This is a genomic window from Pseudomonas azerbaijanoccidentalis, assembly GCF_019145495.1.
In the GTDB taxonomy this organism is placed as follows: domain Bacteria; phylum Pseudomonadota; class Gammaproteobacteria; order Pseudomonadales; family Pseudomonadaceae; genus Aquipseudomonas; species Aquipseudomonas azerbaijanoccidentalis.
Genome location: NZ_JAHSTU010000016.1, coordinates 14012 through 30711, shown reverse-complemented (window position 1 = coordinate 30711; position 16700 = coordinate 14012). Strand labels below are relative to the sequence as shown.

Here is a 16700-nt window from a genome sequence, read left to right as displayed (position 1 = left end):
CGTTAATGAGGCTTCAAGGGAACGCCACCACTGGCCGATAACCTTTGGGTCAAGCGATCTTCACTTCTCACCGTCTACATCGGATTTGCAGTTCAAGAGAAAACGCTTGATAGGCTATGGCTACTAGCTATCATCTGCGCGCCGCTCAGGGCGGTGCAGTGATCTTCTTCGTGTATTTGTCGTTTGGCTTTTCTTCTTAAACTGCCTGGAAATCTTCGATGCTGTCGTATCACCAAAAAAGTTTTCTGATCGTCGATGATTTCTCGGATTTCCGCAGTTCCGTCAGGTCCATGCTGCGGGAACTGGGTGTCAAGGATGTGGACACGGCGGACACCGGCGAACAGGCGCTGAAGATGTGTTCGCAGAAGTCCTACGATTTCATCCTGCAGGATTTCCACTTGGGCGATGGCAAGAAGAACGGCCAGCAAGTGCTCGAAGACCTGATGATCGAGAAGCTGATCAGCCATGAAAGTGTGTTTGTCATGGTCACTGCCGAGACCAGTCAGGCCATGGTGCTCAGTGCCTTGGAGCACGAACCCGACGCTTACCTGACCAAACCCTTCAACCGTTCCGGTCTGGCCCAACGCTTGGAGCGGCTGGAGCAGCGTAAGACATTGCTCAAGCCGATTCTTCAGGCGCTCGACCGAGGTAAACCGGTCGAAGTGCTCAACGCGTGCATTGCCCTGTGCAAACAAGACATTCGCTATTCGCCCCTGTGCCTTCGATACCGCGCCGATGCCTTGCGTGACCTCAATCAGAATGAGGCGCTGGAACGGCTCTACGACAGCATCATTGCCGATCGGCCTCTGCCTTGGGCGTTTGCCGGGCTCGGCAAGTTGCTGTTCAAGCGCGGCCAGGTCGCTCAAGCCAAAGGCGTCTACGAAAAAGCATTGAAAGTTTTTCCGATGATGCCGGCACTCTACGATGGCATGGCCGATGTGTTGGTCTCGGAAGGGGATACGAGGAGCGCCCAGAAGGTACTGGAAGAAGCGATTCGCCTGTCGCCACTGGCCGTGCGACGCCAGGCGCAACTAGGCAAGCTGGCCATGACCAACGAGGATTTTGATACCGCCTCCAAAGCCTATCGCCAGGCGGTTGCCCAAGGGGCGCAGTCGCGTTTCAAAGATGCGGAAAGTAATCTCGGCCTGGCCCATGCGTTGATCAGCAAAGGCAGCGAAAAAGGTCTGGATACCCGTACTCGACTGGAAATCAACACAACGCTAAGCGCTGTAGCCAAGGAGAACCCGTCTGACCCTGGCCTGCAAATTCGTGCGCGGCTGATGAAGGCCACCAGTCTCTTGCTCAATGATGCTGAAACGGCGGAAAAACTCACCGAACAGGCGATGATGCGCCTCGATGGCATGGAGCAGTTCATGAGTGCCGAAGCGGCGCTGCTGGTCGCCAAGCAATTGCAGATGCTCGGACAAGCTGACGCTGGTGCATCGATGTTGAAAAACTGCGCGGAAATCTACGGTGATGATCCGAGTGTCATGAAGGGCATTGCCAAGCTGACCGATGACCCGAGCATTCTCAACTCGGGCAATGATGCGGCGGAACTGAACCGTCAGGGTGTGCGCGTTTACAAGACCGGGAATTTGGTCGAGGCCCGGCAAGTGTTCCGCAAAGCTCTGGCGCTGCAACCGAAGAACATCAGTATCGCGTTGAACATGGCCCAGGCGCTGCTGCATGGCACCGATACCAATGTAGCGTCGGCCGAACTGGAAGAGTGTCGGACCTGCCTGAAGATGGTCGGGTTGATGCCTGATTCCGACGCGCGTTATCCGCGATATCAGAAGCTCAAAAGCAAGGCGTTTGGCGAATGAACGACAACTTGCAGTCCCTCGATTTCTCCACGGTGATTGCATCCACCGTGCACGACATGAAGAACTCGCTGGCCATGCTGATGCAGGCCCACAGTCAATGGCTGGCCGGGTTGCCTGACCCGGCTCGGCATACCCCGGAACAAGGGGTGATCGAGTTCGAGTTCGCTCACCTCAACGGTATGCTCGTGCAGCTGCTGGGCCTGTACAAGCTGGGCGTCAACCAGATGCCTTTGCAGCCGGCCTATCACGAACTGGATGACTTCATCGAAGCGCAACTGGCGTGTCATCAGGATGTGTTCGTCAGTCGCGGTATCGCCGCGACGTTTGAGGTGGATCCCTTGAGCCCATTGGGTTTCTTCGACCGTGAATTGATCGCTTCGGTGCTGGCCAATGCCATCAACAATGCCATTCGTTATGCGCGTCATGCGGTCTTGATCAGTGCCAGCGATGAGGCAGGGCAATTGGTGCTGACCATCAACGACGACGGTGACGGTTACCCGGACGAGATGATCGAGCGCCAAGCCGATTACGTGCAAGGCATCAATCAGAGCAGTGGCAGCACAGGCCTTGGATTGTATTTCGCAGGCCGGATTGCCGCTTTGCATCAGCGCAACGGCATTGGCGGGCGGACGGAAATTAGCAACGGCGGCCCCTTGGGCGGCGGTGTCTTCAGTATTTATCTGCCCTGATTTTCTCCACGCCAAGCTTTTTGTTGGGCGCTGCTTGATATTCCGAACACGCGGAGCCTATTTTGTACGGGTCGCCGTTCGCGGCTCGCACAATAACAAGGATTGCGTTATGACAACCGATGGCCAGGGCTCACTCGCGCAGCGATTGACGGGCATTGATGAAGTTGAATGTGTTACGCCAGATTTGAATGGCGTGCCACGGGGCAAAGTGATGACCGCCGAGGGTTTCCTCGAAGGGCGGCGTTTGCAGTTGGCGCGGGGCGTACTGCTGCAATGCATCATGGGCGGATATCCGCCGGCACGTTTTTACGGCTGCGACGACGGCGACCTCGCGCTGGTTCCAGACCCGACGCAAATTCATCGTTTGCCCTGGAGCAAACAGCCGCGCGCATTTGCCATCTGTGATGCGGACGAGCTGACCGGCGAAAGCTCAAATCTGTCGAGCCGCGGCCAACTCAAGGCGGTCGTCGCACGCTACAAGGCATTGGGCCTGGCGCCGGTGGTAGCGACCGAACTCGAGTTCTTTGTCTTCGCTCCGAATCCGGATCCGACGCAACCCTTCCTGCCCCCGGTTGGCCTGGATGGTCGTCGCGAAGACGGTCATTCGGCGTTCAGCGTCAGTTCCAATAGTGGCTTGCGGCCGTTCTTCAACGAAGTGTATGAGTGCATGGCGGCACTGGGATTGCCGCGCGATACGTTCATGCATGAGATGGGTGTCAGCCAGTTCGAGATCAATCTGCTGCATGGCGATCCGCTGCTGCTCGCCGACCAGACCTTTCTGTTCAAGCATTTGCTCAAGGAGGTCGCGCTCAAGCATGGTCTGATAGTGGTCTGCATGGCCAAGCCATTGGCGCACACGCCGGGCAGTTCGATGCACATTCACCAGAGCATCGTCGATATCGCCAGCGGGCAAAATGTGTTCAGTGACGATGATGGGCAGGAGACTGCAACCTTCCGGCATTTCATCGCCGGGCAGCAGGTTGCAATGGCGGATTTCACCGCGCTGTTTGCTCCGAACGTCAATTCGTACCAGCGCTTGTGCCATCCTTTTGCATCTCCGAATAATGCGTGTTGGTCCCACGATAACCGGGCCGCAGGTTTGCGCATTCCGGCCAGTTCGCCGGTCGCTCGTCGGGTCGAGAACCGTTTGCCGGGTGCGGACGCGAACCCTTATCTGGCGATTGCCGCAAGCCTTGCCGCAGGGTTGCATGGTATTGAGCAGAAGCTGGAGCCGAGCGAGCCGATCCAGGGTGAATTCGAGGTGCCGGATAATCTTTCGTTACCGTGTACCTTGCATGCAGCTCTGGAGCGTCTGAAGCGTAGTCATTTGGCGAAGGAACTGTTCGGTGAGGAGTTCATCGAAGGCTACATCGCGTCGAAGACCCTGGAACTGACCAGCTTCTATGATGAAATCACCCCCTGGGAACGACGTATTCTAGCCGCCCAGGCCTGACGAAATGTCGACATCGGGCTATCGTTTGATAGCCCGTTACTCACTGCAAGGAGCCGCTCGGAACGCCGATGCGCCAAATCTGGAAATCCTTTCGAGCGCTTTATTTCGCCTCGCTGATGATGTTGATCGGCTCAGGCCTGTTGAGTACTTACCTGGCCTTGCGCCTGGCTGCCGATCATGTCGACAGCCTGTGGGTAGGTGCGCTGATGGCGGCCAACTATTTTGGCCTGGTGCTGGGCGGCAAGATCGGCCATCGGCTGATTGCCCGGGTCGGGCATATTCGCGCCTATTCCGCGTGCGCCGGGATCGTCGGTGCGGCAGTGCTGGGTCACGGCCTGGTCAACTGGCTGCCCGCGTGGCTGTTCCTGCGGGTGATCGTCGGCCTTGGCATGATGTGTCAGTACATGGTCATCGAAAGCTGGCTCAACGAGCAGGCGGAGGCCAAGCAGCGCGGTCTGGTGTTCAGCGGTTACATGATTGCCTCTTACCTGGGCCTGGTACTGGGTCAGCTGATTCTGGTCATGCATCCGGGGCTCGGCCTTGAGCTGCTGATGCTGGTTGCCCTGTGCTTCACCTTGTGTCTGGTGCCGGTGGCCCTGACGCGACGGATTCACCCGGCGCCTTTGCATCCGGCACCGATGGAGCCGCGGTTCTTTATCAAGCGGGTGCCGCAGTCCTTGAGCACGGTGCTGGGGGCAGGCTTGATCGTGGGTTCATTCTACGGTCTGGCGCCGCTGTATGCCTCGCAGCAGGGCTTGTCCACCGAGCAGGTGGGTCTGTTCATGGGTAGCTGCATTTTTGCCGGTTTGCTGGTGCAATGGCCATTAGGCTGGCTGTCCGATCGCTATGACCGGGCGCTGCTGATTCGTTGTTTTGCGTTCAGCCTGGCACTGGCTGCCATGCCGCTGGCGATCATGAAGCAGGTGCCGCTGGAGGTGTTGTTCATTGCCGGTTTCCTGTGCTCGCTGGTCCAGTTCTGTCTGTACCCGTTGGCGGTGGCGTTTTCCAATGACCACGTTGAGGGTGATCGCCGGGTTTCGCTGACGGCGATGTTGCTGGTGACCTACGGTGTCGGCGCCAGTATCGGGCCTCTGGTGGCCGGTGTTCTGATGAAGCTGTTCGGCAGTCAGATGCTCTACGCGTTCTTCAGTTTCTTTGCGTTGGTGCTGGTGTGGCGCATTCGCCCGAAAGCCGTAACCAACCTGCATCAGGTGGACGATGCGCCGCTGCATCATGTCGCCATGCCGGACAGCATGTCGAGTTCGCCGCTGGTGGCTGCACTTGATCCACGGGTGGACGAGCAGGTGGTGCAGGATCAAATGCAGAATCCGCTGCCTTCCGAGCACGATCCAGCGCCTGAAGCTGAGCCGCCATCGGATACACCGGCCGATGACGATCCGGACTCGGGCAGGGAGCAAAGCTTCACCGAAGCCAGGCCCTGAACGCCGGGCACAAAAAAACGGGCAGTCACCGCAAGGGACTGCCCGTTTTTTATTGAAGCGTTGCTATCAGAGATCGTCTTTGTCGAAACGGCGAGCTTCGCGTTGCAACTGATAGACAAAGCGCTCGACCTGGCGCTGCACCAGACCGCTCATGTTGTGGAAGCGAATGCCGGCGAAGGTGGTGGAGATTCTTTCTTCGAAGTGCAGGTAGCGCAGTTCGACCGGCGCCGTCATTTTGCCGAAAGGCAAGTCGGCGCTGAAGCGATCGTAAACCTGGCCCAGTTGCAGGCTGCCGGTAATGTCGCCTTCGAATCGCAATTTGCAGCCGGTGGCGGAAATGTCCAGCAGCTTGCCGCTGATCGGTGCCTTGAGCTTTTCGCCGTCCAGATTGACGTTGACCAGTTGAGCCAATTTCAACGCTGCACGGAACGCATTGCGGCGCTGGTGATAGACCACCTCGTCAGGCAGCGCGCCACGGTAGCAACGACTACCGCCGGATTCATCGATAGTCAGTGGGCCATTGCTTTCCCAAGCGATGCGCACGCCTTCATGGAAGCCTTCGACCTTGAACGGTTCGCCGGCCAGCAGGAAACGTTCACCGTCACGGGGAATCATTTCGTCCAGGGCGATCATGTTGCCTTCGCGGTCGACGTCCACCAGATAGCTCTGGAAGCGCTGGCTGCGCTCGTGGAACGTGATGATCAGGGGGTCATGGCTTTCTTGGAGCTGGCGAAGGTTGCCGGAGATTTCCAGGGGCGTGCTGAGCACCTTGGGTGGCTGCGGAGCATCGTCCGCATTTAAGGCATTGGACACGGTTAATCAATCTCCAGACAAATTTTGACTACGGCTAGCCAGCATTTTGCCAGCATGTTTCGCGTCTTGATAGGGCTTGCTCATCGACAGGCTCAAGCCTGACTGAGCGGGCGCGGTTTCACAAGCTTGGAAAATGTTCCGCTGGCATCGTAGAGCGCTGGAGGTTCGCCGCCGGTAAGGATTTTCAATTGGGTGGCCGTGGCAACTTGCTGGACCACGATCGACTGTCCGTTGTTGGCATTGGCGGCCTGGCACTGGGACAGAAGGTCGGTGAGGACATCACTTTGCGCGAGCAACGCTTCGCCAACGCTGGACTGGCTGGCCAGTTGCTCCAGACCGCTGCGGTTGGGGGGCAAATTGAGGCTGGCGAGAATTTCACTGCGCTTGCGGCCATGCTGTTCGAGCAAAATGATCAATGCCTGCTTCTGCGCCAGAATGTCTTCGAGCAGGCCCATGTCGCGACCATGCAAGGCGATGGATTCGGTGCGCAGTAATTCCAGCAGTTGTTGCGCTGGAGCAAAGTCGTCGGTGATCAGTTGCAGTAAATTAGTGTCGTGCATGGCTGGCCTTGGGTTTTAAGCGTCCAAAAGCCTCGCGCCGGCCATGGCCTAGCGCTGGGCTTCGAAGTTGAGCAGTTTGCTGGCGACGCGGTTGCTGTCGACTTTGTAGCTGCCATCGGCAATCGCGGCTTTCAACTCGGCCACTCGGGCTTTGTCGACAGCTGGCTGATCGCGCAGCGTATCAGTGACCTTTTGCAACTGCTGAGCCTCATTGCTGAGATGTACCGATTCCCCGCTGGTCACGGTGCTGGCCTGTTCGGCCGGGGTATTCAGCGGCGCGGATTTGCCGGCATCGGCGGTTTCCTTGGCAACGCTGGTACGTGTACTGCCCGTAAGTGACGAGGAGCTGTTTAAACGGCTGAAATCGATGACCATGATAAAAAACCTCTGGGAATTTGGACGCTTGCCATGTTTTCGGCCATACCCGGAAAAACTTTAGGCTCATTTATCAATGAGCTTGCGCGCGTCAGCGCTTGCCCTGCTTAGGGCACAGTTTAGGGAACAGCCTCGGTTAGCGCCACATCTCCACTCCACAATCGCAGAGCCCTACATGGACACCTCGACCTGTCCCGGCGCGGTGACTTGCGCCTTGATCACTCGATTGGAATTGAGGTTCTTCACCCGGATTTGCTCGCTCAGGCCACCGTTGGCCAGTGCTTCGCCGGGCATTCGCACGCTGAGCGTACCACTGCGGGCGGTAATCACCACCTGATCGCCTTTGCGGATGACTTCCGCCTGTTCAATGTGCACCAGGCTGATGACCTGGTCGTTGACCATTGGTCGGGTCAATCGTTGCCCGATCGCTTGATCCACGGAGGTCAAATAACCCTGGGTCAGCAGGCTGACATCGCGTTCACGCAAAGTGACGTCCGCAGAGTCGACGATACCGGCGCGGCGCAAGGGCCGGGTGGTGGTCACAACGTCGCGAAACAGGCGCACTTGAGCGGGTACGAAGACGGTCCACGGGGATGTTCCCTCGCAGCGAACCTTGACCGTTACCCGGCCCAAAGGCTTGGCGGGACTCTCCAGTGTGGCTGTCAATTCCTTGTCGCACATCGGCATGCGCAGGCGTGGATCGAGCTGGTTGACCTGGATCTCGTAGCGACCTTCCGTTTGACTGGTAGCCAGATAGTCTTCTACGGTGAACTCAAGAAAGCCCTGAGTGACGCCGATAAGCATGTCAGGCAAGGTAACGGAGTCAGCAAGGGCAGGGCTGCCAGCGTTGAACAGGCAAGCAGCGGCCAGCGCGCCCAGCCATTGGCGGCAGGGGGGGATCAGGCGGCGGAAAAATGTCGGTTCTGTGTTCATAGAAAGATAAAAAGCAAGCGCCGTGCCGTTTAGAGATGAATGTGCGTCGCAACAACACTTAGCGTTGGTGTAGGAGTCTGGGCATGGCTGGTGTAATGGATTCGGTAAACCAGCGCACGCAACTGGTGGGGCAGAATCGCCTTGAGCTGTTGTTGTTCCGTCTCGACGGCCAGCAGCTGTATGGGATCAACGTGTTCAAGGTTCGGGAGGTGCTGCAATGCCCCCAACTGACGCTGATGCCCAAGTCCAGTCCTGTCGTGTGCGGCGTGGCAAATATCCGGGGGGCAACCATTCCGATCCTGGATCTGGCAATGGCAACCGGCTCCGGTGCCTTGAAGGATAAAAAAAATCCCTTCGTGATCATCACGGAGTACAACACCAAGACCCAAGGGTTCCTGGTGCGCTCGGTAGAACGCATCGTCAACATGAACTGGGAGGAGATCCATCCGCCACCCAAGGGCACCGGTCGCGATCACTACCTGACGGCGGTGACGCGGGTCGACAATCAGTTGGTGGAAATCATCGACGTCGAAAAGGTGCTGGCGGAAGTGGCACCGACTCCGGAAGCGATTTCGGCCGGCGTGGTGGATGTCGAAACCCAGCACAAGGCGCTTTCATTGCGCGTGCTGACGGTCGACGATTCGTCGGTGGCGCGCAAGCAGGTCACGCGTTGCCTGCAGACGGTGGGTGTTGAAGTGGTGGCGTTGAACGACGGCCGGCAAGCGCTGGATTACCTGCGCAAACTGGTCGACGAGGGCAAGAAGCCGGAAGAAGAGTTCCTGATGATGATCTCCGACATCGAGATGCCGGAGATGGACGGGTACACGCTGACGGCCGAGATCCGCAACGACCCTCGCATGCAAAAGCTTCATATCATCCTGCATACTTCGTTGTCGGGTGTGTTCAATCAGGCGATGGTCAAGAAAGTCGGTGCCGATGACTTTCTGGCCAAGTTCCGTCCTGATGACCTGGCATCCCGGGTAGTTGACCGGATCAAAGCAGCAGACATCAGCTAGGGGCGTTCGGCCCCTGGCAGTTAACACGATTTAAGAGGCGGCAGCATTGTCTACGGGTAATTTGGATTTCGAACAGTTCCGGGTGTTCCTGGAAAAAGCCTGTGGCATTTTGCTGGGTGAAAACAAGCAGTACCTGGTCTCGAGCCGTCTCAACAAACTGATGGAGCAGCAAGGCATCAAGTCCCTGGGTGAGCTGGTGCAGCGCATCCAGACCCAGCCGCGCAGCGGTTTGCGCGAGATGGTGGTGGACGCGATGACGACCAACGAAACCCTGTGGTTTCGTGACACCTATCCGTTTGAAGTCTTGAAGAACAAGGTGTTGCCCGAGGCGATCAAGGCCAGTCCCGGCCAGCGTCTGCGGATCTGGTCGGCGGCGTGTTCGTCGGGGCAGGAACCGTACTCGCTGTCGATGTCCATCGACGAGTTCGAGCGGGTCAATGCCGGGCAGTTGAGGATGGGTGTGCAGATTGTTGCCACCGACCTGTCCGGCACCATGCTGACCAACTGCAAGACTGGCGAGTACGACAGCCTGGCCATCGGCCGTGGTCTGTCACCGGAACGGCTGCAGCGTTATTTCGACCCGAAGGGGCCGGGACGCTGGGCAATCAAGGCGCCGATCAAGAGCCGGGTGGAGTTCCGCTCGTTCAACCTGCTGGACAGTTACGCGGCCCTCGGCAAGTTCGACATCGTGTTCTGCCGCAACGTGTTGATCTACTTCTCTGCTGAAGTGAAGAAGGACATCCTGTTGCGCATCCACAGCACATTGAAGCCGGGCGGTTACCTGTTCCTTGGTGCGTCCGAAGCGCTGAACGGATTGCCGGATCATTACCAAATGGTCCAGTGCAGCCCGGGGATCATTTACCAGGCGAAGTGATGCAAAAGCGGCAGGCATAAACCAGGAGTCCTCAGGGACTCCTTTTTTATGCCTGCCACTTTTACATCACGTAGGAGCTGCCGCAGGCTGCGATCTTTTGATCTTGTTTTTCAATTCAGATCAAAAGATCGCAGCCTTCGGCAGCTCCTACAACGGGCGGGTGGTGTTGTATAAGCGGCAGAAAAGCGGCATCCAGCGGAAACCGGTTGCCGCTTTTCTGGCATTGCCGCGTTGCCACTGCCCGCAAAGCCCCGGTTTACGGGCTTTTTTGAATTGGCATGACGCTTGCTATGTTCATCGTACGAAAAATCAGGTCACCCGAAGGTTTCCCGACATGAGCATCAGCTTCGATAAAGCGCTCGGCATTCACGAAAAAGCTCTGGGCTTCCGCGCCCAGCGTGCCGAGGTATTGGCCAACAACATCGCCAACGCCGACACCCCGAACTACAAGGCGCGGGATCTGGAGTTCTCGAAAGTGCTCGAGGCGCAGAACGACAAAGCCAAGAACGGCACGTTCGCCTTGAACATGACCAACAGCCGTCACATCGAAGCCGAAGGCCTGGGCAATGGCGACGAGTCGCTGATGTACCGCACGCCGATGCAACCTTCGATTGACCAGAACACCGTGGACGCCCAACTGGAACAGTCGAACTACGCGGAAAACTCCGTCAACTTCCAGGCCAGCTTCACCCTGCTCAACAGCAAATTCAAAGGGCTGGTGTCAGCCCTGCGCGGAGAGTAAGTCATGTCTCTATCCAGTGTTTTCAACATTGCCGGTAGCGGCATGAGTGCACAGACCACTCGCTTGAACACCGTCGCTTCGAACATCGCCAACGCCGAGACCGTCTCGTCGAGCATCGACCAGACCTACCGTGCGCGTCACCCGGTATTCGCCACCATGTTCCAGGGCGGCCAGAGCGGCGGCAGCGATTCGCTGTTCCAGAACCAGGATGCTGCCGGCCAAGGCGTGCAGGTCCTGGGCGTGGTCGAAGACCAGAGCAACCTCGAAGCGCGCTACGAGCCGAACCATCCGGCCGCCGATGCCAAGGGTTACGTCTACTACCCGAACGTCAACGTGGTGGAAGAAATGGCCGACATGATTTCCGCGAGCCGTTCATTCCAGACCAACGCCGAAATGATGAACACCGCCAAAACCATGATGCAGAAGGTCCTGACCCTCGGTCAGTGATAAGGGGCGACTCAGATGAGTGTTAGCGATACCACCAGCGGTTTGTCCCTCAACGACATCCTGGCCAATTCGTCGATCAAGACCAACAAGGACAATGATGCCCTGGCGTCGGCGGCCGGCAGTGCCACCGGTAAAAAGGCGCTGGGCAAAGATGCGTTCCTGCAGTTGCTGGTCACCCAGTTGAAAAACCAGAACCCGCTGGAGCCGCAGGGCAACGGCGAGTTCGTGGCGCAGCTGGCGCAGTTCAGCAGCCTCGAAGGCATCACCACGCTGAACGATACTGTTAGCGGGATTGCCGGCACCTTTGGTTCTTCCCAGGCATTGCAGGCTTCGTCGCTGGTGGGCCGTTCGGTTATCGCGCCGGGCGACAAATCTGTGGTCGACACCACCAAAGGCATGACCGGGTCGGTCGTGCTGCCGCAATCGGTCGCCTCGACCACGGTAAAAATCACTGACAAGGACGGCAAGGTCGTTCGCACCATCGAGTTGACCGACCAGAAAGCCGGCAATGCCAGCTTCACCTGGGATGGCAAGGACGATGCCGGCAACGTGGCGCCGAGCGGTACTTACACCTTCGCGGCGGCTACCACCATCGATGATCAGAGCGTTGCGCTGATCACCAACCTGCCGGCAACCGTCAACAGCGTGACCATCAGCCAGACCGGCGGTGAGTTGATGCTCAATCTGGCCGGGCTGGGCAGCGTTGCCCTGTCCAAAGTGCAAACCATTGGTATATAGAGCCGACTAACCCGGCACAAAGGAGTGGAACATGTCTTTTAACATCGGCCTTAGCGGTCTCTATGCCGCCAACAAACAACTGGACGTGACCGGCAACAACATCGCCAACGTCGCGACCGTCGGCTTCAAGTCGTCCCGTGCAGAATTCGAAGATGTGTACTCGGCGACCAAACTGGGTACCGGCAGCAAGACCACCGGTAGCGGTGTGCGTCTGGCTAACGTTTCCCAGCAGTTCACCCAGGGCGACATCAGCAACACCGGCAACGTGCTCGACATGGGCATCAACGGCTCCGGGTTCTTCGTGCTGAACAACAACGGCTCGCTGTCCTACACCCGTGCCGGTACGTTCAAGGTCGACAAGGAAGGTTACGTCACCAACACCGACGGCACCGCGCGTCTGCAAGGTTATGGCGTGGACGCCAATGGCAAGATCGTCAATGGCGTGTTGACCGACCTGCGTATCGATACGTCGAACCTCGCGCCGAAATCCACTACGACAGTTTCGTCGACGATCAACCTGAAATCCACCGCCGACGTCATCGACCAGGCAGTCGCCGCTAACAAGTTCGATCCGTCCAAGCCTGAAACCTTCACCAAGCAGTTCACTACCCCGATTTTCGACACTCAGGGTAACCAGCACAACATGGATCAATACATGGTGAAGACCGGGCCAAACACCTGGGACACCTACACCCTGATCGATGGTCGCAACCCTGATGGCAGCGATCCGAAGGCGGCTGCAACGCCTCCGATTCCTTCGACCATGACGTTCGATACCAGCGGCAAGCTGGTATCGGTCAGCACCCCGGTGCCGCCGACTGTGCCGCCAACTGTTCCGACCCCTGCTCCGATCATCAGCAGTGATCTGAAAATCACCAACTGGGTTCCAGGTAAGGTCACCAACGGTAATTGGGCCCCCAACGGTGCCGCAGCCGATCCGACCGGTGTGACCATCTCCATGAGCAACACTACCCAGTTCAATGCCGACTCCGCGCGTTCGATTCCTGCGCAGAACGGCTACGCCACTGGCCAGATCACCAACCTGACCATCGACGGTAGCGGTGTACTGCTGGCCAACTTCAGCAACTACCAGACCAAGCCGATCGGCCAACTGGCCCTGGCCAGTTTCACCAACGAGCAAGGTCTGCAGCCTGTAGGCGGCACCAGCTGGAAAGAAACCTACGCCTCGGGTATCCCGGGCTACGATGCGCCGGAAACCGGCACGCTGGGTTCGATCGCTTCCAACTCCCTGGAAGAGTCCAACGTCAACGTCACCAACGAACTGGTTGACCTGATCAAGGCGCAGAGTAACTACCAGGCGAACGCCAAGACCATCTCCACCCAGAGCACTATCATGCAGACCATCATTCAGATGACTTGATGTTGGTTGGCTGACACCGCTTTACAAGGAGCCCCTCGGAAGAGGGGCTTTTTTGTTGCCGGCAAAAGATCGAAAGATCGCAGCCTCGTTTCACTCGACAGCTCCTACAAGGGATCGCATTTCAATGTAGGAGCTGTCGAGTGAAACGAGGCTGCGATCTTTTAAAGGTCAAAAGAAAACCCCCGACAATCCAGAGGACTGATCGGGGGTTTCAGATAAGCGCCTTGCGGCGCCTACTGGCTCAGCTTATTGGCAAGCTTCGCAATCCGGCTCGTCGATGGCGCAAGCCTTCGGCACTGGAGCTGGACCGGCAGGCGCTGCCAGGACCGAGTCGTCACCGTGGTTGCCGCCGCTGGAAACAGCGTTCAGCTTACCGGTGTTGATGGTCGACTTCTCGGTGCTGGTCGCGGCCAGGGCACGGAGGTAGTAAGTGGTTTTCAGACCACGGTACCAGGCCATGCGGTAGGTCACGTCCAGCTTCTTGCCCGAAGCGCCAGCGATGTACAGGTTCAGCGATTGAGCCTGGTCGATCCACTTCTGACGACGGCTGGCCGCGTCAACGATCCACTTGGTATCCACTTCGAAGGCGGTCGCGTAGAGCTCTTTGAGTTCTTGCGGGATGCGCTCGATCTGCTGCACCGAACCGTCGTAGTACTTCAGGTCGTTGATCATGACCGAGTCCCACAGACCGCGAGCCTTCAGGTCGCGAACCAGGTACGGGTTGATCACGGTGAATTCGCCCGACAGGTTCGATTTCACATAGAGGTTCTGGTAGGTCGGTTCGATCGACTGCGATACGCCAGTGATGTTGGCGATGGTCGCGGTCGGTGCGATGGCCATGATGTTGGAGTTACGGATACCTTTCTGCACACGGGCGCGAACCGGCGCCCAGTCCAGGGTTTCCTTCAGGTCAACGTCGATGTACTTCTGGCCACGGGCCTCGATCAGGATCTGTTGCGAATCCAGCGGCAGGATGCCTTTGGACCACAGCGAACCCTGGAACGTCTCGTAGGCACCACGCTCATCGGCCAGGTCGCAGGACGCCTGGATCGCGAAGTAGCTGACCGCTTCCATGGAAGTGTCGGCGAACTGCACGGCGGCATCGGAACCGTAAGGAATGTGCTGCAGGTACAGCGCATCCTGGAAGCCCATGATGCCCAGGCCGACCGGACGGTGCTTGAAGTTGGAGTTCTTCGCTTGCGGCACCGAGTAGTAGTTGATGTCGATCACGTTATCGAGCATGCGAACGGCGGTGTTCACGGTGCGTTCCAGCTTGGCGGTGTCCAGCTTGCCGTTGACGATGTGGTTCGGCAGGTTGATCGAGCCCAGGTTGCAAACGGCGATCTCGTCCTTGTTGGTGTTCAAGGTGATCTCGGTGCACAGGTTCGAGCTGTGGACCACGCCCACGTGCTGCTGCGGGCTGCGCAGGTTGCACGGGTCTTTGAAGGTCAGCCATGGGTGGCCGGTTTCAAACAGCATGGACAGCATTTTGCGCCACAGGTCTTTGGCCTGGATGGTCTTGAACAGCTTGACCTTGCCCGGGTACTCGGTCAGGGCTTCGTAGTACTCGTAACGCTCTTCGAAGGCCTTGCCGGTCAGGTCGTGCAGGTCCGGTACTTCGGACGGCGAGAACAGGGTCCACTTGCCGTCATCGAAGACGCGCTTCATGAACAGGTCAGGGATCCAGTTGGCGGTGTTCATGTCGTGGGTACGACGACGGTCATCACCGGTGTTCTTGCGCAGTTCGATGAACTCTTCGATGTCCATGTGCCAGGTTTCCAGGTAGGCACAGACAGCGCCTTTGCGCTTGCCACCCTGGTTAACGGCAACGGCGGTGTCGTTCACGACTTTCAGGAACGGAACAACGCCCTGGGATTTGCCGTTGGTGCCCTTGATGTACGAACCCAGCGCACGAACCGGTGTCCAGTCGTTGCCCAGGCCGCCAGCAAATTTGGACAGCATGGCGTTGTCGTGGATCGCGTGGTAGATGCCCGACAGGTCATCCGGCACGGTGGTCAGGTAGCAGCTCGACAGCTGTGGACGCAGGGTACCGGCGTTGAACAGGGTCGGGGTCGACGACATGTAGTCGAAGGACGACAACAGGTTGTAGAACTCGATCGCACGGTCTTCTTTGTGCTTCTCTTCGATCGCCAGGCCCATGGCCACGCGCATGAAGAAGATCTGCGGCAGTTCGAAACGCACGCCATCCTTGTGGATGAAGTAACGGTCGTACAGGGTTTGCAGGCCCAGGTAAGTGAACTGCTGGTCACGCTCGTGGTTGATCGCCTTGCCCAGTTTTTCCAGGTCGAAGGAGGCCAGCACAGGGTTCAGCAGTTCGAACTCGATACCTTTGGCGATGTAGGCCGGCAGGGCCTTGGCGTACAGGTCGACCATTTCGTGGTGGGTAGCGCTTTCGGCCACACCGAGGAAGCCCAGGCCTTCGGCACGCAGGGTGTCCATCAGCAGGCGGGCGGTGACGAACGAGTAGTTCGGCTCGCGCTCAACCAGGGTACGGGCAGTCATCACCAGCGCGGTGTTGACGTCGGTCAGGGCCACGCCGTCGTACAGGTTCTTCAGGGTTTCACGCTGGATCAGGTCGCCGTCGACTTCTTCCAGGCCTTCGCACGCTTCGGTGACGATGGTGTTCAGGCGGCCCATGTCCAGAGGTGCAAAGCTGCCATCGGCGCGGGTGATGCGGATCGACGGGTGAGCGTTGACCGCTTCTTCGGCCGGTGCGTGGGCAGCGCGTTCTTTCGAACGACCGTCACGGTAGATCACGTAGTCGCGAGCGACTTTTTGCTCGCCGGCACGCATCAGGGCCAGTTCGACCTGGTCCTGGATTTCTTCGATGTGGATGGTGCCGCCCGATGGCATGCGACGCTTGAACGTGGCGGTGACTTGTTCAGTCAGACGGGCCACGGTGTCGTGGATTCGCGACGAAGCGGCAGCGGTGCCGCCTTCAACTGCGAGAAACGCTTTGGTGATGGCGACGGTGATCTTGTCATCGGTGTAAGGAACGACAGTGCCGTTACGCTTGATCACGCGCAGTTGGCCAGGCGCGGTGGCGGACAGATCCGAATTCGAATCGGTAGCCTGCGGCAAGGTGCCCTGCGGGTTCTCGCGAGTTGTGTCGGTTTGCATGGGGGGTTGTCTCCACATTCTCTATGTTTGTTTGGGCACCATCACAGTGCCCACCGTTCCGTCCTGAAGCACTACAACCGGCGAGGGGCCGGGCATACCAACTTCGGGACAGATCAGGAAGGGGGCTATAGGGCGCCGCTTCCATGCCGAAGTCTTTGGTCTTGCGCCTTGGGCGCAAGACCGGGTCCTTTGAGGTGACAGTTCAGGACTGCAACACCCGTACCGTTTTCACCACATCGGGCCGAAATACAGTAGCCATCCGCACGCGCGGTT

General features: G+C 58.2%; 15 protein-coding genes. 10 read left to right on the top strand and 5 right to left on the bottom strand.

The window, feature by feature from the left end; all coding sequences use genetic code 11:
• Positions 1–218: 218 nt before the first annotated feature.
• The 4 genes from KVG88_RS30790 to KVG88_RS30775 all read left to right on the top strand — a co-directional run bounded on the left by KVG88_RS30790 (position 219) and on the right by KVG88_RS30775 (position 5407).
• Positions 219–1823, top strand: coding sequence for a tetratricopeptide repeat-containing response regulator (locus KVG88_RS30790; protein ID WP_150704883.1), 1605 nt, complete (start codon positions 219–221; stop codon positions 1821–1823).
• Positions 1820–2512 (top strand): sensor histidine kinase, encoded by a 693-nt coding sequence (locus KVG88_RS30785; protein WP_150704884.1) that lies wholly within the window; start codon positions 1820–1822, stop codon positions 2510–2512. Before KVG88_RS30790 ends, KVG88_RS30785 begins: the two co-directional genes overlap by 4 nt.
• Before the next feature lie 211 nt (positions 2513–2723).
• Complete coding sequence (locus tag KVG88_RS30780) at positions 2724–3965, top strand: glutamine synthetase family protein (protein WP_217873630.1); 1242 nt, start codon at positions 2724–2726, stop codon at positions 3963–3965.
• Positions 3966–4033: 68 nt separating this feature from the next.
• The gene (locus tag KVG88_RS30775) at positions 4034–5407 is read left to right on the top strand and encodes an MFS transporter (protein ID WP_150704886.1); all 1374 of its coding nucleotides are present in this window, start codon (positions 4034–4036) and stop codon (positions 5405–5407) included.
• A gap of 66 nt (positions 5408–5473) precedes the next feature.
• Here the strand turns inward: KVG88_RS30775 and KVG88_RS30770 are convergent, their stop codons facing one another.
• The 4 genes from KVG88_RS30770 to flgA form a co-directional block, all read right to left on the bottom strand.
• Entirely contained in the window at positions 5474–6220 is a 747-nt protein-coding gene (locus KVG88_RS30770) for a flagellar brake protein (RefSeq protein ID WP_150704887.1), read from the bottom strand.
• Between the two features lie 92 nt (positions 6221–6312).
• Complete coding sequence (locus tag KVG88_RS30765; protein ID WP_217873629.1) at positions 6313–6780, bottom strand: flagella synthesis protein FlgN; 468 nt, start codon at positions 6778–6780, stop codon at positions 6313–6315.
• A gap of 48 nt (positions 6781–6828) precedes the next feature.
• On the bottom strand, positions 6829–7155 hold the full coding sequence (gene flgM / locus KVG88_RS30760; RefSeq protein WP_056853155.1) for a flagellar biosynthesis anti-sigma factor FlgM: 327 nt from the start codon (positions 7153–7155) through the stop codon (positions 6829–6831).
• Positions 7156–7326: 171 nt separating this feature from the next.
• Complete coding sequence (flgA, locus tag KVG88_RS30755) at positions 7327–8088, bottom strand: flagellar basal body P-ring formation chaperone FlgA (protein WP_217873628.1); 762 nt, start codon at positions 8086–8088, stop codon at positions 7327–7329.
• Positions 8089–8171: 83 nt separating this feature from the next.
• Between flgA and KVG88_RS30750 the strand changes: the two genes are divergently transcribed.
• The 6 genes from KVG88_RS30750 to flgE all read left to right on the top strand — a co-directional run bounded on the left by KVG88_RS30750 (position 8172) and on the right by flgE (position 13286).
• Positions 8172–9104, top strand: a complete 933-nt coding sequence (locus KVG88_RS30750; protein WP_150704890.1) for a chemotaxis protein CheV — start codon at positions 8172–8174, stop codon at positions 9102–9104.
• A 46-nt stretch (positions 9105–9150) separates the two neighbouring features.
• A complete protein-coding gene (gene cheR, locus KVG88_RS30745; RefSeq protein WP_150704891.1) occupies positions 9151–9978 on the top strand; it encodes a protein-glutamate O-methyltransferase CheR in 828 nt (275 codons plus the stop codon).
• A 334-nt stretch (positions 9979–10312) separates the two neighbouring features.
• Positions 10313–10720, top strand: a complete 408-nt coding sequence (gene flgB, locus KVG88_RS30740) for a flagellar basal body rod protein FlgB (protein WP_056853151.1) — start codon at positions 10313–10315, stop codon at positions 10718–10720.
• A gap of 3 nt (positions 10721–10723) precedes the next feature.
• Positions 10724–11167, top strand: coding sequence for a flagellar basal body rod protein FlgC (gene flgC / locus KVG88_RS30735; RefSeq protein WP_007937507.1), 444 nt, complete (start codon positions 10724–10726; stop codon positions 11165–11167).
• A 15-nt stretch (positions 11168–11182) separates the two neighbouring features.
• Positions 11183–11905, top strand: a complete 723-nt coding sequence (gene flgD, locus KVG88_RS30730) for a flagellar hook assembly protein FlgD (RefSeq protein WP_217873627.1) — start codon at positions 11183–11185, stop codon at positions 11903–11905.
• 31 nt (positions 11906–11936) lie between these two features.
• Positions 11937–13286 (top strand): flagellar hook protein FlgE, encoded by a 1350-nt coding sequence (flgE, locus tag KVG88_RS30725; protein WP_217873626.1) that lies wholly within the window; start codon positions 11937–11939, stop codon positions 13284–13286.
• 246 nt (positions 13287–13532) lie between these two features.
• On the opposite strand, the gene KVG88_RS30720 is transcribed toward flgE, so the two are convergent.
• Positions 13533–16427, bottom strand: a complete 2895-nt coding sequence (locus KVG88_RS30720; RefSeq protein WP_150704894.1) for a ribonucleoside-diphosphate reductase subunit alpha — start codon at positions 16425–16427, stop codon at positions 13533–13535.
• Positions 16428–16700 lie beyond the last annotated feature (273 nt).

Coding starts and splice junctions, on each gene's coding strand:
- KVG88_RS30785 (WP_150704884.1), top strand. CDS start 1,820: ATGAACGACAACTTGCAGTCCCTCGATTTCTCCACGGTGATTGCATCC.
- flgE (WP_217873626.1), top strand. CDS start 11,937: ATGTCTTTTAACATCGGCCTTAGCGGTCTCTATGCCGCCAACAAACAA.
- KVG88_RS30775 (WP_150704886.1), top strand. CDS start 4,034: ATGCGCCAAATCTGGAAATCCTTTCGAGCGCTTTATTTCGCCTCGCTG.
- flgA (WP_217873628.1), bottom strand. CDS start 8,088: ATGAACACAGAACCGACATTTTTCCGCCGCCTGATCCCCCCCTGCCGC.
- flgD (WP_217873627.1), top strand. CDS start 11,183: ATGAGTGTTAGCGATACCACCAGCGGTTTGTCCCTCAACGACATCCTG.
- KVG88_RS30780 (WP_217873630.1), top strand. CDS start 2,724: ATGACCGCCGAGGGTTTCCTCGAAGGGCGGCGTTTGCAGTTGGCGCGG.
- KVG88_RS30765 (WP_217873629.1), bottom strand. CDS start 6,780: ATGCACGACACTAATTTACTGCAACTGATCACCGACGACTTTGCTCCA.
- KVG88_RS30750 (WP_150704890.1), top strand. CDS start 8,172: ATGGCTGGTGTAATGGATTCGGTAAACCAGCGCACGCAACTGGTGGGG.
- KVG88_RS30720 (WP_150704894.1), bottom strand. CDS start 16,427: ATGCAAACCGACACAACTCGCGAGAACCCGCAGGGCACCTTGCCGCAG.
- flgM (WP_056853155.1), bottom strand. CDS start 7,155: ATGGTCATCGATTTCAGCCGTTTAAACAGCTCCTCGTCACTTACGGGC.
- flgB (WP_056853151.1), top strand. CDS start 10,313: ATGAGCATCAGCTTCGATAAAGCGCTCGGCATTCACGAAAAAGCTCTG.
- KVG88_RS30790 (WP_150704883.1), top strand. CDS start 219: ATGCTGTCGTATCACCAAAAAAGTTTTCTGATCGTCGATGATTTCTCG.
- flgC (WP_007937507.1), top strand. CDS start 10,724: ATGTCTCTATCCAGTGTTTTCAACATTGCCGGTAGCGGCATGAGTGCA.